The organism is Bacteroides difficilis (assembly GCF_048319815.1).
Lineage (GTDB): Bacteria > Bacteroidota > Bacteroidia > Bacteroidales > Bacteroidaceae > Bacteroides > Bacteroides zhangwenhongii.
Window position 1 is genome coordinate 1746954 of record NZ_CP182814.1, and the last position, 17149, is coordinate 1764102.

The 17149-nt window shown below is 41.0% G+C and carries 8 protein-coding genes and 2 tRNA genes; 8 read left to right on the forward strand and 2 right to left on the reverse strand.

Annotated features, from left to right (window positions below):
* Positions 1–5: 5 nt before the first annotated feature.
* From ACNOGP_RS06355 to ACNOGP_RS06380, 6 genes are all read left to right on the forward strand, one after another.
* Positions 6–2618 carry a glycerophosphoryl diester phosphodiesterase gene (locus tag ACNOGP_RS06355; protein WP_418214359.1) on the forward strand — a complete coding sequence of 871 codons (2613 nt, stop codon included), beginning with the start codon at positions 6–8 and terminating at the stop codon, positions 2616–2618.
* A 3-nt stretch (positions 2619–2621) separates the two neighbouring features.
* Positions 2622–6050, forward strand: coding sequence for a hypothetical protein (locus ACNOGP_RS06360; RefSeq protein WP_418214360.1), 3429 nt, complete (start codon positions 2622–2624; stop codon positions 6048–6050).
* Between the two features lie 2 nt (positions 6051–6052).
* The gene (locus ACNOGP_RS06365; protein WP_229092506.1) at positions 6053–8098 is read left to right on the forward strand and encodes an SGNH/GDSL hydrolase family protein; all 2046 of its coding nucleotides are present in this window, start codon (positions 6053–6055) and stop codon (positions 8096–8098) included.
* 16 nt (positions 8099–8114) lie between these two features.
* Positions 8115–10610: a beta-glucosidase H gene (locus tag ACNOGP_RS06370; protein WP_418214361.1), complete on the forward strand. Its 2496-nt coding sequence runs from the start codon at positions 8115–8117 to the stop codon at positions 10608–10610.
* A 73-nt stretch (positions 10611–10683) separates the two neighbouring features.
* Positions 10684–12936, forward strand: coding sequence for an FAD-dependent oxidoreductase (locus ACNOGP_RS06375; protein ID WP_418214362.1), 2253 nt, complete (start codon positions 10684–10686; stop codon positions 12934–12936).
* A 131-nt stretch (positions 12937–13067) separates the two neighbouring features.
* Positions 13068–14093 carry a GntR family transcriptional regulator gene (locus ACNOGP_RS06380; RefSeq protein WP_186968320.1) on the forward strand — a complete coding sequence of 342 codons (1026 nt, stop codon included), beginning with the start codon at positions 13068–13070 and terminating at the stop codon, positions 14091–14093.
* Between the two features lie 61 nt (positions 14094–14154).
* On the opposite strand, the gene ACNOGP_RS06385 is transcribed toward ACNOGP_RS06380, so the two are convergent.
* Positions 14155–14228 (reverse strand) — tRNA-Asn (locus ACNOGP_RS06385).
* Between the two features lie 28 nt (positions 14229–14256).
* Positions 14257–14330: transfer RNA gene (locus tag ACNOGP_RS06390), tRNA-Asn, on the reverse strand.
* A gap of 77 nt (positions 14331–14407) precedes the next feature.
* On the opposite strand from ACNOGP_RS06390, the gene ACNOGP_RS06395 reads away from it, so the two are divergent.
* Together ACNOGP_RS06395 and ACNOGP_RS06400 are read left to right on the forward strand one after the other, a co-directional pair.
* Positions 14408–15397, forward strand: coding sequence for an adenosine kinase (locus ACNOGP_RS06395; RefSeq protein ID WP_418214363.1), 990 nt, complete (start codon positions 14408–14410; stop codon positions 15395–15397).
* 45 nt (positions 15398–15442) lie between these two features.
* Positions 15443–17131 (forward strand): S41 family peptidase, encoded by a 1689-nt coding sequence (locus ACNOGP_RS06400; protein ID WP_287669548.1) that lies wholly within the window; start codon positions 15443–15445, stop codon positions 17129–17131.
* Positions 17132–17149 lie beyond the last annotated feature (18 nt).

Consider the following 17149-nt stretch of genomic DNA (forward strand, 5'->3'; position numbering starts at 1 on the left):
AAGGGATGCCAAAGAATTTCATTAACTATTTTTCTGTAGTCGTAGTTTTAAGCTTATCTATCGCTTTATCAGCCCAGGAATTGTCCGTTGTGCGATTGACTAATGAGCAACTTGAACTTGGATGGAAAAAGGGTGTTGGTGGATATACATTAGAAACGTTGAAAGTGAAGGGAACGAATGGTTGGGAGATAATGGAAATAGCTAAGTATCAGCATAATGTTTTATATGCTTCCTCAAAACCGGAAACGGCACCACAGGCACTATATGATAATACGGGAAAAGAGATTCTTTTCCCAGCTCCGCAATATCGCTATATTATACCTTCATGGCAACAGAACACAAATGCTGTTGCCATGAATAAAGCAGGAGAGAATATGGTTTTTCATCCTTCGGCAGTGAAGCGTGTTTCTGATACGGAAATTTGTTTCCGGTACGAAAATGAGACGATGCGGATTACAGAAAAATGGTGTCTGGATTCGCTTCATCAGAATGATATAAAAGTTGATTTTATATTGCATTCCAAGAAGACAGGTTATTATTCTTTGGCAACCCCTTCGCTGGTTTCAATAGATAAATATAATTTCCAATGGGCTACCGTTCCCGGAATATTTCAGGGGAATGCTATAAATACAGACTTTGTACAAGCGTATGGCTATGGTCAGGGAATCCCCGACATACCGGTAGTGGCAAGAGAACGTACTGCTTCTACATTATCCTCACTGATAACGGATAGAAAGGGTGTGACTATTGCTGTAACAGCGGAACCTGGTACTGGCAGAGATCCTTGGCCGAAGGATAAAAAGATGCATGCGGAATGGCAACTCGGATTGTCGGTTATGAACCGGGAGGGGGAATTCTCACCTACACTTTATCATCCTGTGTTGGGCGAGAAGAACTCATTGGTGAATGTAGGGGATAGCCTTTCTTTCTCTTTCCGTTATACTATTCAGAAAGCAGATTGGTATGCCGTACTGAAACATACGATTAATGATATTTATCGTTTTACTGATTTTCTAAAGTTGAAACAGACAAAATATTCATTGACACAAAGACTTTATGATATGCACGCATATCTTACTAATGACAGCACTTCCAAATGGCATAACCTTGTATATAAGGGAGTAACAATTGGAGCACAAGATTATCTGGGTGGTGTGTATGATTCAGAAAAAGATGCCATGAAAAACTCCGATTATGGAGCTATGTGGATGTTGGCAAAGTTGACGGATGATCCTCGTTTGACACAGAAAAGACTGCCGAATGCGTTGAACTTTAAATTGATGCAGCAATATGCGGAGAAAGGTTTCCTCTATGGTTCCTCTGCCGGACAGTATTATTTGTATAAAAGCAAACGGTTTACCGAAGAGTGGGGACCTTATACGGAACCTATTGCAACCACTTATTATATGTTGATGGATATGGGTAATATTCTGCTTTTTGAACCGCAGCAGAAGGAATTAAAACAGCATGTCAAACTGGCTGCCGACCGTTTGTTGGAATGGATGAAGCCCAACGGACAATGGGAAGTAGCTTATGAGAATAAGACATTAAAGCCTACTTTTACTGATATTACAGATTTACGACCAACGTTTTATGGATTATTGATTGCTTACGAGATATTGAAAGATAAGAAATATCTGCAGGCAGCTATACAAGGAGCGGATTGGTATGTGGAGAACGCTGTAAAGAAAGGACATTTCCTAGGCGTTTGCGGTGATACTCGTTTCGTTCCGGATTTCGCTACAGCCCAAAGTGTACAAGCCTTATTGGAACTGTATAACGTGACGGGAAACGAAAAGTATAAGGAAGCTGCTATATCAGCTGCTAAGATTTATACGGCATCGGTTTATACGCACCCTATACCGACATCAGTAGTAAAACAAGTGAAAGGGGTAGAACGAAAAGATTGGGAGATCAGTCAGGTGGGATTGAGTTTTGAGCATGGTGGAGTAGCTGGTTCTGCCAATCATCGCGGACCAATATTATTGGCTAGCCATGCCGGAATGTTCGTACGGATGTATAGGCTGACAAAAGATTCATTATTTTTGAATATGGCACGTGCGGCTGCCATAGGAAGAGATGCATTTGTGGATTTTAAAACGGGAGTCGCTTCCTATTATTGGGACTCGATGAATAATGGAGCCGGACCTTATCCACATCATGCTTGGTGGCAGGTGGGATGGATTACCGACTATTTATTGTCTGAAATATCTCTCCGTTCAAATGGCGGGATAACTTATCCGGGTGGATTCATTACTCCTAAGGTGGGCTCCCATCTAACTTATGGTTTTACGTCTGGTACGGTATTTGGTACGAAAGCCGATTTGATAATGCGTCCGGGACTATTTAAACTGGATAATCCTTATATAGAATATATGGCTGCTTTGAACAAGAAGGAGAAAACAGTTTTCCTTATCTTGTTGAATAATGATGATGAAAAGCAGACTTCTCTGATTGAAATGGATACGAAATGTTTGTTCTCCGGAAAGAAAATCCGGGTGAAGAACGTTGCTAGCTTGAATAATCAAGGTCATTCCACACTTGTAGATGGGGTGGAGAATTGGAATGTGACGATTGATGCATATGGCTTGACGGTTTTAAAGATTAAATATAAATAGGATATGAGCATAAATCACTGGATAGTAAAGAATCTTGTTTGCACCCTTCTTCTTGCGGTTGGAGGACTGAATATGTATGCGCAGAAAGATAAATATTTGATTGAAGCTGAGGCTTTCCAGTTCAAAGGAAAATGGTCAACAGATAGATCGGCTGATTGCATGGGGAGTGCCATGCTCCGTTTGAACGGTGGCGGAAGTCTTGATGAACAGTTTGATGCGCTTACAGTCGTCAATATAATGGAAGAAGGAGACTATAATGTATGGGTGAGGTCAGCGGATTATGATAAACTGCCGGGGACACGCTTATTCCGTTTAAGTGTGGATGAGAAACCAATGAAAGAATCTGGAAAACATGGAAAAGTCGGATTCTATTGGGAGAATGCAGGCTGTGTGCAGTTGGCAAAAAAACAGGTATTATTGCGATTGCATGATACGAAGAGGAATTTCGGCCGATGTGACGCAATCCTATTAGTAAAAGATCACTCTATCAACCCCAATGAGATGGATAGGAAAGAAGTGGGCAAATGGAGAAAAAATCCCGTTAAAATAGAGACGAAAGGTTCAGGTTTTGATAATGTGTCTACTCCGCTTTTATTATCGCCCGATGCAGAGGTGGTGGCTAATATCGAGAACCCGAATATTCGGATGAGCTTTGTAAAAGCTGGAGCAAACAACCAGGCGATTGCTTGCCGGACAGAAATTAAGGTGAAAGGAATCTGGCGTCGTTTCTTGTCTACTATGGAAGATCATAAGGTATTTCTTATCACTGCGGAGCAAAGTCCGGTAGATAATGATAAATTCTTTCCTTCTTGGAAGAATGCGGTGTCAAGAAGTTCATTTACTGTTGGTGGAAAAGAATACACGGTACAGTCTGACGAGGATTATTTGAATCCTTATGTTGCGGGAGTGCTCAGTGAAGCTATTCCGGTGAAAGCTGTGAACAAGGACGATAAGAGTATTGAAGTACAATATATTACGAAGAATGGATCTTCTATCACTGGTTACTGGACGCTGCCTGCCAAAGGCAATCATGTTGAGGTGAGATTATCTTGTCGTCCGGCTACTGATGGAATGTATAGTATGGGGCTTTCAGCTTTTCAGCCTGTGCCCCAACCGAATGTGAGTAATATACTTCTTCCACCGATGTTTCAGTATAAACGAGTTTCTTCACATCCGGTGATGATGCTTTCTTCAATGATGCAACAGCCGTTAGCTATTGCAGAATCTGCTACTCCTTTGGGTGGAGTAATGTCATCGTTTATATGTGGGGATGATAGTACTTTCCCGCAAGAATGGGGAAGTGTAGATTTTTCTCCGATGGGATTTTCCGTCAAGAATGAGCAGAATGTGGTTCAGCCGGTAGCTTTTGCTCCTGTTATGGGGATGAGGGATTCTCATGTGAAGGCAGGACAGGTGATTGAACGTAAGTTTGTGGTAGGCATACTTCCGGCAGGTTGGAATGAGGTGATAGAATATATTTCGGATCAAGTATATAAGGTAAAAGATTACAGGAAGCAAAAAGAGGTATCACTGACTGAGGCAATGTTTAATATTCTGGATTTGATGCGTAATGAAGAGTATGGCGGATGGGATGCCCGTCTTAAAGGATTCTATGATATTGAAGGGGATCCAGAAACGGCTCCGACGGTAGTACATGCTGCTCCTTTGGCAATTATCGCAGCGTCTGTCTTCTCGGAAGACGAGGAGTTTTATCTGTCACGCTCTTTGCCAACAATAGAATATACATTGTCTCGGAGTGGATACAGATGGGCTACAGACTTGGTGCCAAGCGGATACAACAAAACGCTTGAGACGCTTCGGCTCAATCCTTTTAATTCGCAGTTCAATACTTCTTATTATGAAGGTTTACATCGTCTGTTAGGAGGGTTGAATCCGTGGCTGGTTTCTATTGCTTTGCCGGGGGATACATTGAGAAAAACAAAGGGATATTCTACACAAGTTCTCTCTTGGGTGCAGGCTATCTCCGCTTATAATTTGACAGGAGACGAGAAATGGAAACGGTTTGCTACTTCTACAGCCGACCGGTATATAGATTTGCAGATATATAAGAACTCATCCCAACCGGTGGGATTGATGTCTTTTTATAATACGAATGTGTATGCTCCGTGGTGGGACTTGATTGACTTGTATGAGTTGACAAAAGAAGAGAAATATTTGAAAGCGGCTCAATATGGAGCTTCTAATACCATCGCGGGAATCAGATCTTTCCCTACCGTTACAGAGGATTTACAAACGATTCATCCGGGAAACCGTTTTGATGGGAATACAAACCTGTGGTGGAAAGGAAAAGAGAAATATCGTCTGGGATTCCCCCGCGTGGCGAACGATGCGCAAGAGAAGCAAGTGCCGGAATGGCTTGTTTCACCGGTCGGACTAGGTTTTGAACAGCCTTCCACTTATTTCCTGCGGACAAAGGGAAAGCAAGTGCGTCCGGTCTTTATGAGCAATTGGGCTCCTCATCTGCTTCGTCTCTATCAATATACTCGTAAGCCTATTTACGAGACTTATGCCCGGAATGGAGTGATTGGGCGGTTTACAAATTATCCGGGATATTATGCTACAGGATATACAGATATTACTCTGTCACCTGACTTTCCTTATAAGGGTCCGGATGTAAGCTCTATCTATTATCACCATATTCCGCCCCATTTGGCATTTACGTGGGATTACCTGGTGTCTGAAGCTATAGAACGTTCTAATGGGAATATTAACTTTCCATTCTGCAAGCAGGAAGGCTTTGTATGGTTTACGAACCGTATCTACGGGAATGAGAAGGGGAAAATATTTGGAGACAGCAAGGCAAAACTTTGGATAAAGAAAGGGTTGATTCAGATAGATAATCCGACAGTAAACTATCTGACTGCGGTTTCCGATAAGTATTTTTGGGTGATTTTATCCGGTGAATCTAAACAAGAAGAATCACTTACTATTCGCTTGGACAAGGTTGCCGAATTGGTTGGTCAAGGTGATATTGTACAATATACGGAGAAAGGGAAGACAGCAAAAGTAAACCGGGTTGGAAATGCGGTTAAGGTATCTGTTCCGGGGAAAGGTTTCAGGGCTTTGGCGTTTCCTTTGGCTGAAACTCGTAAGGAGAATCGTTACCCTGTATTGAAAAATGGAATAAAAGTGGTTGATATGGGGGAACCTTTCGGTAAGGTGTTCTTATTCCGTATCCGTTCTCCATTCGGATGGGATTCGGTATATGGGTTTGCTGAAACTGCGCCGGCTAAGGAAAAAGAAATGTCCGTATCGGTGGAATGTAATGGACAATCTTGTACTGTTTCTTCTTATCCCTTTGAATGGAGTTTCTATAAATTGGGAATGGACGAGAAAGCCGTTGTCAAAGTAACGGTGAGTTCGAAAGGACAGGTAGATAAAACGGAAGAAATCATACTTAATTCAAAATGAAAATGATACAGATACGACAATTAGGGACTATTATTGCAGGGATGGTATTAATGACAGTATTTCCCTGCGTTTATGGACAAAGTCGCGCTGATTTGGATAAGATTGCAGCTTCGCAGGCAGGGGCCTCTCCTTTGGTGTATACAACGGCAGATAAGGAAATTCCCTTGATACAACTCGGAAATTATTATGATGAGAAAGAATGCGCGGTAAGAAAGGGGCTTCCTAACTTTTACTCAAAAATAAAGAAAGAGCAGGAAATTACGGTTGCTTTTATTGGTGGTAGCATAACGCAAGGAGATTACTGCTATCGTTTGCAAACTACCCGATACATGGAAAATACTTTTTCTAATACCCGTTTTAAATGGATTAATGCCGGAGTGTCCGGTACGGGTACGGATTTGGGTGCTTTCCGGATTCGGGAACAAGTATTGCAGTACAAACCGGATCTTATTTTTATTGAATTTGCCGTAAATGGTGGTTATCCTGACGGAATGGAGGGAATGATCCGAAAGATTATAAAAGAGAATCCTCATACGGATATTTGTTTGATTTATACGATTTATACGAATCAGACTACTGTCTATCAGAAAGGGGATGTTCCACAAGTGATTAAAAGATTGGAAGATATTGCAACGTATTACCAACTCCCTTCTATTCATTTAGGCATGGAGGCGGCAGCACTTGAAAAGGCAGGTAAGCTACTTTGGAAAGGGACCAAAGAAGTTGCCGTTGGGAAAATTTTATTCTCTAATGACGGGGTACATCCTATTACCGATGGAGGGAACTTATATGCTTCCGCGATTGCACGAGGACTGGAGAAAATACGAAAAGAAAATAGTGCTTCGCAGGTACATATGCTTCCTGAACCGCTTTTCGGTTCGGAGTGGGAAGAAGCCGAAATGTATATCCCTTCACAGATTGCTTCTTTTGATAAGTCATGGAAAGAGATTAATACATCAGTGACCCCTTCTTTAAAGAAGTTTTCCGGCTGGTTCGATACAGTGATGACCAGTAGTAAGGAAGGGGCATCATTTTCTTTTGGCTTTGAAGGAGATATGATAGGTCTGTTTGATATTGGCGGTCCAGAAGTAGGGCAAGTGGAAGTTCTGATTGATGGAAAATTTGTTCGATTGAAAGAGGTTAGTACTAAAGGTTTTCATCTATATGAAGCGAATGACCGTATCGGGAATTATACTTTGAATCGTTTTAATTTCTGGTGTAACAATCGTTATCGGGGGCAGTATGATGTGATAAAGTTGGAAAAAGGTATTCATCAAGTAACTATTCGAGTCTCCTCTGAGAAAGCTGACAAGAAAAAAATACTCGGTAATAAACAATGGGAGGATATAACAGCACATCCTGAAAAGTATGATCAGTCTGCAATTTATTTGGGAAGGATACTCTTACGTGGAAAACCGATTCCATGCGAACGCATAAAGGGAGTGCCTAAACTGGCACAGCAACTGAAGTGGGAACAGAAAATGAAGCGTTATGAAAAGGCGGATTCCATCAATCCTCCGGCAAAAGATTTGATTCTTTTTGTGGGTAGTTCGACGATGGAGAATTGGAAAACTTTGGCAGATGATTTTCCCGGGAAGCCGGTTCTTAACCGGGGAGTTTCCGGTACTAAAACAATAGATTTGATTAATTACAAAGATCGCTTGATAAGCCCTTATCATCCTAGACAGATTTTTGTTTACGAAGGAGATAATGATATTGGTTACCAATGGACTCCGGATGAAATATTGGAGCAGATGAAGAGATTGTTCTTTATTCTCCGGAAAGAAAAGCCGGAAGCGGAAATTATCTTTATTTCTATCAAACCGTCTGTGCGGAGATTGAAGGACAAAGAGAGGATCGAGCAGACAAATGCGTTGATAAAAGAGTTTGTAGAGCAACAAATGAATACTGCTTACGCAGATGTATATAATCCGATGTTTACACCAAAAGGGGAATTATTCCCGGAACATTATCGGGAGGATGGGTTACATTTGACGGCTGAAGGTTATGCAGTATGGAAAGAGGTTATCTCCAAGTATATTAAATAACAAATAGTAGAATAGAATGATGAAGCATTTAGTGATCGTTGGGATTTTGAGTTGTTTTTCTATGGGCGGCTTTGCTCAGATATATAAAGATAAGACAGCTCCTGTGGAGGACAGGACGAATGATTTGCTCCACCGCATGACATTGGAAGAAAAATTAGATTATATAGGAGGATATAAAGGCTTTTATATAAGGGGAATCGAACGTCTGGGTGTGCCCGAGATAAAGTTGACGGATGGTCCTGTCGGTACGCATAAAGATGGAAAATCGACAGCTTATCCGGCAGGGGTACTGACTGCTTCGACCTGGAACAGAGAGCTGGTGTATGAATTGGGAAAGCAATTGGGGAGAGATTCCAAAGCACGTGGTGTACATATATTATTGGGACCGGGCGTGAATATCGTGCGTTCTCCTTTGTGCGGAAGAAATTTTGAGTATTTCACGGAAGATCCATATTTGAACTCTCAGGTAGCCATAGGCTATGTAAAAGGATTGCAGGATCAGAAAGTTGTGGCAACTCTGAAACATTACGCTGCGAATAATCAGGAGTGGGACAGGAACAATGTAAGCAGTGATATTGATGAACGGGTGTTACATGAAATTTATCTGCCTGTCTATAAAGCCGCCATTCAGAAAGCGGGGGCAGGTGCTGTTATGGACAGTTATAATCCGGTAAATGGAGTGCATGCCACGCAGAATGATTATCTGAACAATCAGGTGTTGAGAAAACAATGGGGATTTGACGGGATTGTAATGAGTGACTGGTCGGCTACTTATGACGCTGTGGGGGCGGCTAATGGTGGCTTGGACTTGGAAATGCCGCGTGCCAAATGGATGAATAAGGAGAATCTGATTCCTGCGATAAAAGCTGGGAAAGTGAAGGAAGCGACTATTGATGAGAAAGTGAAGAGAATTCTGAGAATAATGTTCCGGTTCGGTTTTTTTGATAATGAACAGTTGGATAGTTCTATTCCATACAATAACCCGGAAGCGGCAAAAGTGGCATTGGAGTTGGCTAGAGAAGGTATTGTATTATTGAAGAATGAGAATGGCCTACTTCCATTGAATCCTTCAAAAGTGAAGTCTGTTGCTGTGATTGGTCCTAATGCAAACTCTTATATATCGGGAGGTGGAAGTTCTTATACATTTCCGTTTCATTCTGTTTCAGTATTGGATGGGTTAAAGAATGTCGGACAGGATCTTCAGATTGCGTATGCACCCGGAGTACCTACCTTGACAGAAACAGTGGTTAATGCTACTTTCTTTACAGAAGCGGGAAGTCGGATTAAAGGACTTAAAGCTGAATACTTTGATAATATCCGTTTAAAGGGAGCGCCGGCAAGAACTGTGATAGATACGATTGTTAATATAGGTAACGGCTGGCATATTGCTGCCGAAAATAAAGGCATTCCGTATGACCACTGTTCCATGCGATGGAGTGGAGTCGTACGTCCGGGGAAGACTGCTGATTACCGGTTCATAGTCAGAGGGTTCGATGGGTTCCGTTTGAAGATTGGTACGGAAATGGTGATTAATGAGTGGAGAGACCAAGGAATAACGACTCGTGAGACTGTATTGGCGTTGGAGGCCGGGAAGGAATATCCTATTGTCCTTGAATATTTTGCTAATGTACATCCTGTTGATATTTCTTTTGGATGGAGAGAGGATAGATTGCTTTTTGATGAGGCTGTAGAGATTGCCAGGAAATCTGATGTGGCTATTGTGAACATTGGATTTAATGAAAGTAGTGAACGTGAAAGTAATGATCGTCCTTTCGAGTTGCCCGAATATCAGGATAGTTTAGTACAGTGTATTACGGCTGCCAATCCCAATACGGTTGTGTTGCTGAATGCGGGTGGAAATGTGGATATGTCAAAATGGATAGATAAAGTTCCTTCTTTGTTACATTTGTGGTATGCCGGTCAGGAGGGTGGAACGGCTGTTGCTGAAATTCTGTTTGGGAAGGTGAACCCCAGTGGGAAACTACCTATCTCTTTTGAAAAGAAATGGGAAGATAATCCGGCCTATCCATATTATTACGATAGGGATGGTGATAAGAGGGTAGAATATAAAGAGGGACTTTTTATGGGGTATAGACATTACGATGTCAGTGAAACGAAACCCCAATTTGCATTCGGCTATGGAATGTCTTATACCACGTTTAAATACTCTGACTTACGTATAGACAGGGAAAAAGGCAGAGACTTGGCGGTTAAGGTCCGGTTTACTGTAAAAAATACAGGGAAGCATGACGGAGCAGAAACAGCACAGGTATATATTCGGCCTATAAACCCGAAGGTTGAAAGACCTTATAAGGAGCTTAAAGGGTTTGCCAAGCATTTTATTAGGAAAAATGCCGTACAAGAAATAGAAATAACGTTGGATAAGGATGCTTTCTCTTATTATAAGACGGAATTGAAAGATTTTGATTATGATGCTGGAAGTTACGAAGTGCTTGTAGGAAGTGCGTCCGACGACATCCGGTTGCGTAAGGTGATACAGATAGAAAAGTAGGTTTAGAGCTAAAATAGAAGTAAAATTAATTAGATACGAGAAGATGGTACTTGATAAGTTTAATAGTGTGAGAATGTTTAACACGGATGCCCTTCAGGCTGATTTTGTAATAGTAGGCGGAGGTATTTCAGGGGTTTGTGCTGCTATAACTGCGGCTCGTCAAGGTCTGAAAGTAGTGCTTATACAAGATCGTCCGGTATTGGGGGGGAATGGTTCCAGCGAAATAAGGTTGTGGATGCTTGGAGCAACTTCTCATATGGGAAATAATAATCGCTGGGCGCGTGAAGGCGGTGTGATAGATGAAATTATGGTGGAAAATACGTTCCGTAATCCGGAGGGAAATCCGATCATTTTTGATTCTGTCATGCTTGACAAGGTGGTAAGCGAACCAAATATAACTTTATTGCTGAATACCTGCGTGTATGAGGTAAAAAAGAGTGCCGGTCATAAAATAGAAAGTGTCAGAGGGTTTTGTAGCCAGAACAGTACTATGTACGAAATAACTGCTCCTTTATTTTGTGATGCTTCCGGTGATGGCGTTGTCGGTTTTCTTTCCGGGGCTCCTTACCGTATGGGGGCTGAAAGCAGAGAGGAGTTTGGCGAAAAGTTTGCACCGGCAGAGGATTATGGTGAACTTTTGGGACACAGTTTATATTTCTACACAAAGGATACTGGCAAGCCGGTTAAATATGCAGCTCCTTCTTATGCAATGGATGTTACGAAGACTGTTCCCCGATTTCGTAGTTTCAATGCGAAAGAACATGGTTGTAAATTATGGTGGGTTGAATACGGCGGCGACTTGGATACGGTACATGATACGGAACAAATTAAATGGGAACTGTGGAAGGTTATTTATGGAGCCTGGGATTATATCAAGAACTCGGGAAAATATCCGGAAGCGGAGACAATGACGCTGGAATGGGTAGGCTGTATTCCCGGAAAACGGGAGAGCAGAAGGTTTGAAGGCGACTATATGCTGATTCAGCAGGATGTCATAGAACAAAGACATCATGAAGATGCGGTCTCTTATGGCGGATGGAGTATTGATTTACATCCGGCAGCCGGCGTGTTCGGTGAGGAATCTGCTTGTAATCAGTGGCATGCGAAAGGGGTATATCAGATTCCTTATCGTTGTCTTTATAGCAGGGGAATTGAGAATCTTTTTCTTGCAGGAAGAATTATTAGTGTATCGCATGTTGCTTTCGGTTCAACCCGTGTAATGGCTACTTCTGCACACAGTGCTCAGGCTGTTGCGATGGCTGCGGCGATGTGTCTGAAAGAAAACATCTCTCCGAGAGAAGTATATTCTTTAGGGAAAGTATCTGAATTGCAGAAGAAATTATCAAGAATGGGGCAGTATATCCCTGATATGATAATCAGGGACGAAGAGAATTTGGTAACGAAAGCGACTTTGACTGCATCCAGTGAGTACCATTTTAAGGGATTTCCGGCGGATGGGGAGATGCAGGTGCTGGATGAGTCTGTAGCTCAAATGATTCCTTTACAAAAAGGGGATGTATTGGGAAAAGTGCAAGTTGATCTTTGTGCTTCTGAAGAAACAGCTTTGGAAGTGGAACTTCGTATTAGCAGTAAAGCATTCAATCATACTCCGGATGTGGTTCTGGAAACTAAAATACTAGCTTTGCATCAAGGTAAACAACAGTTAGAGTTAGTTTTTGGAACTGTGATGCCGGAGGAGCAATATGTTTTTCTTGTTTTCAAGAAAAATCCTTTGGTGCAGTTACAATATACTCAAGAAAGGATTACTGGAATTTTGTCTGTATTTAATACGGTGAATGAAGCTGTTTCCAATTTTGGAAAACAAACTCCCCCAGAAGATATTGGAATAGAGGACTTTGAATTCTGGTGTCCGAAGCGGAGACCAGAGGGATATAATATCGCTATTCGAACAGAAAAAGACTGTTATGCTTTTTCTGTTTCGAATATTAATAATGGTATTGACCGTCCGGTTCAATCACCAAATGCTTGGGTGGCAGAATTGAAAGATCCGAATCCGACTTTGACAATTAAATGGGATGCTGCTATTTCTGTCGGGAAGCTCTCTCTCTTTTTTGATACAGATTATGATCAGCCTATGGAAACAGTTCAAATGACACATCCGGAAAATAAAATGCCGTTCTGTGTAGAGAAATATAGAATATATGATGGTGCAAATCAATTGATTTATGAGAAGAATGATAATCATCAATCGATAAATGAGATCATATTTCCAGAGAAGTTGGTTACGGATGAGATCAGAATCGTTCTGGAACATCCTTCCGGCCTGATCCCAGCAGCTTTATTTGCCGTAAAGTGTTATGAATAACTCAATATATTTTAAATAAAATATTGTTCTTGTGAGAGTGTGGAGCAGGTACAAGATTTTGTCTGTCTAATAGTTTGCTTTATCATGGTATTTAAGTATATTTGCTAAAATTTTATTTAATCTTGATCGTAATGCAAAACGAGAATCTTGATATAACGGAACAGAAGAAACCTGCTTCACGAATGAAGTATCTTCAGTTAGTGGATTATATTAATTCACTAATTGAAGATGGAACACTTCAGATAGGCGATCAAATACCTTCACTAAACCAGCTACAAACACAATTACGCATGAGTAAGGAGACTTTGCTGAAAGGGTTGAATTACTTATTGGAAATGGGGGTAATTGAAGCGATTTATAGAAAAGGGTATTTTGTAAAGAAGGTCTCTATAAACCATTCTTGTCATGTATTTCTGTTATTGGATAAGATGAATGTGATGCGTGAACAGATCTATCGTTCTATCTTCAAATCTTTGAAGGATGTGGGAGATATTGACATTTACTTTCATCATCATAACTATAAAGTTTTTGAGAAACTCATTAAAGAAAACTTGGGCAATTATACGCATTATATTATAGCTACTTTTTTGAAGGAAGATGTGACAGATGTTTTAAATCTGATTCCGGCTGAAAAAAGAATAATCATAGATTATAACCAACAAGGATTGAGTGGTAACTATAGTTGTATTTATCAAGATTATGGCTATGATATCTATTGTAGTCTTTTACAGTTGCAGGATCGGTTGAAAAAATATGAAAAACTGATTCTGATAGCGCGTCCGGAAGCAATTCATGCACAACAAGTAATTGATGGTTTTCTACACTATTGTGTAAAAAGTGAACTGCCATATTCTATAGAATCGAATGTAGAAGAGAAAAATTTCCGTAAAGGGAATGCTTATATTACTTTTAGTAGATATGATACGGATGATGTATCCTTGATTAAACTGGCAAAGAAGAAAGGATATGAGTTAGGTAAGGAAATAGGTTTGATTTCTTATAATGACACAGCTGTAAAAGAAATATTGGAAGGAGGTATTACTGTCATTTCTACAGATTTTGAGATGATGGGGAAGGCTGCGGCTTCTGTTATCTTGAATAAAAATATAATATATAAGCGTAACCCGACGAAAGTAATTATACGTAACTCTCTTTAAAAGAAAGTTCTATTAATGATATTAAATAAGAAAGCCACCCATTCAGGTGGCTTCTTTTTTGCTCTTCCTCTTGGACTTGAACCAAGGACCCTCTGATTAACAGTCAGATGCTCTAACCGACTGAGCTAAGGAAGAATGTTTGCAATCAAGATTTTCAACTTTGCTCTTCCTCTTGGACTTGAACCAAGGACCCTCTGATTAACAGTCAGATGCTCTAACCGACTGAGCTAAGGAAGAATGTTTTTCTCAATTGCGATGCAAAAGTACTAGGTTTTTTTGAAATATGCAATATCTTTGCAAAAAAAATATTAGAAATGGATAAAATAATAGGATTGGGCAACGCCCTAGTCGACGTACTTGCAACCCTAAAGGATGATACGCTTTTGGATGAAATGGGGCTGCCCAAAGGAAGCATGCAACTTATTGATGATGCTAAGCTACAGCAGATTAACACAAAATTCTCGCAGATGAAAACGCATCTGGCAACAGGCGGATCGGCAGGAAATACTATACTTGGACTAGCTTGTCTGGGAGCTGGAACTGGTTTTATCGGAAAAGTAGGAAATGATCATTATGGAGATTTTTTTCGTGAAAATCTTCGGAAAAACAATATTGAGGATAAAGTATTGGTGTCTGAACAGTTGCCTTCCGGTGTTGCATCCACTTTTATTTCACCGGATGGAGAACGTACTTTCGGGACTTATTTGGGAGCTGCTGCTTCTTTGAAAGCTGAAGAGTTATCTCTCGATATGTTTAAAGGATATGCATACTTGTTCATAGAGGGATACCTGGTGCAGGACCATGAAATGATTCTTCATGCCATTGAGTTGGCGAAAGAGGCGGGTTTGCAAATCTGTCTTGATATGGCAAGTTATAATATAGTTGCCGGTGATATGGACTTTTTCTCCTTATTGATAAATAAGTATGTAGATATTGTCTTTGCAAATGAGGAAGAGGCGAAAGCATTTACGGGTAAGGAACCGGAGGAGGCTTTGGAAATCATTGCGAAGAAATGCAGTATTGCCATCGTAAAAGTGGGGGCAAATGGTTCTTATATTCGCAAAGGGACAGAAGAAATAAAAGTCTCCGCTATTCCGGTAAAGAAAGTGATGGATACGACCGGAGCCGGTGATTATTTTGCTGCAGGTTTTCTATATGGTCTGACGTGTGGATATTCATTGGAGAAGTGTGCTAAAATAGGTTCTATTCTATCGGGAAATGTTATCCAGACAATCGGTACGACGATATCAGGAGAACGCTGGGATGAAATTAAGTTAAATATTAACAGGGTTCTGGCTGAATAACCAAGTATTGAGTTACTTTTACGATTCATTTATATGAAAAGAGGTATGAAAAAATTGCTGAATGGGCGGATAGCTGTTGTTGCGGTAGCGGTTACGGCTATCGTAGCTTTCTTTAGTTTCAAGAGTGGTGACGACCGCAATTTCCAGATCGCCAAGAACCTGGATATATTTAATGCGATTGTGAAAGAATTGGATATGTTCTATGTCGATACGATTGATCCGAATAAGACGATCAGAGAGGGGATCGATAATATGCTTTTCACGTTGGACCCTTATACGGAGTATTTTCCGGAGGAAGACCAGAGTGAGTTGGAGCAGATGATAAAAGGATCTTTCGGTGGTATCGGTTCTTACATTACTTATAATACGAAATTGAAACGCTCTATGATTTCCGAACCTTTCGAGGGCACACCGGCGGCTAAGGCTGGATTAAAAGCCGGAGATGTTTTGATGGAAATTGATGGAAAAGACCTTGCAGGCAAGAACAATGCAGAAGTCAGCCAGATGTTACGTGGGCAGGCGGGAACTAGTTTTAAGCTGAAAGTGGAACGTCCGAATGTAAAGGGGGGACGTACACCGATGGAGTTCACCATTGTACGTGAATCTATTCAGAATCCGGCCATTCCATACGCTGCAGTGCTTGATAATCATATCGGATATATTAATCTGAGTACTTTTTCCGGCAATCCTTCGAAGGAGTTCAAGAAAGCATTCTTGGATTTGAAGAAGCAAGGAGCTTCCTCGTTGGTTATCGATCTTCGTGGGAATGGGGGTGGCTTGTTGGACGAGGCTGTAGAGATAGCAAATTATTTCTTGCCGCGTGGAAAGGTGATTGTAACGACTAAGGGAAAAATCAAACAAGCCAGCAATACTTATAAAACATTACGTGAACCATTGGATTTGGATATTCCGGTAGCGGTTTTGGTAAATAGCGGAACTGCTTCTGCTTCTGAGATTTTATCGGGTTCCTTACAGGACCTCGATCGCGCGGTTGTTGTCGGTAACCGTACTTTTGGAAAGGGATTGGTTCAGGTTCCGCGTTCTTTGCCTTATGGGGGAACAATGAAAGTGACCACTTCCAAATACTATATTCCAAGCGGACGTTGTGTGCAGGCTATTGACTACAAGCATCGTAATGAAGATGGAAGTGTTGGAACCATTCCGGATAGTTTGACTAAGGTGTTTCATACCGCTGCAGGGCGTGAGGTCCGCGACGGGGGTGGTGTAATGCCGGATATTGTTATCAAGCAAGAGAAGTTGCCGAATATTTTATTCTATCTGGTACGTGATAATTTAATTTTCGATTATGCTACCCAATATTGTTTAAAGCATCCTACCATTGTTGCTCCGGAGAAGTTTGAAGTAACCGACGCTGATTATAATGACTTCAAGGCATTGGTAAAGAAAGCTGATTTCAAGTATGACCAGCAAAGCGAAAAGATTCTGAAAACCTTGAAAGAGGCAGCCGAGTTTGAAGGATATATGGCGGATGCTTCGGAAGAGTTCAAGGCGCTTGAGAAGAAGTTGAATCACGATCTTGACCGTGATTTGGATTACTTTTCCGGTGATATAAAGAAGATGATCGCTTCGGAAATTATTAAGCGTTATTACTATCAGCGTGGTAATATTATCCAGCAGCTGAAAGACGACGACGGCTTGAAAGAAGCGGTGAAGATATTGAATGATCCGGTGAAATATAAGGAAATGCTGAGTGCACCGGTTGCTAAGAAATAATAATATATTAAATGATTT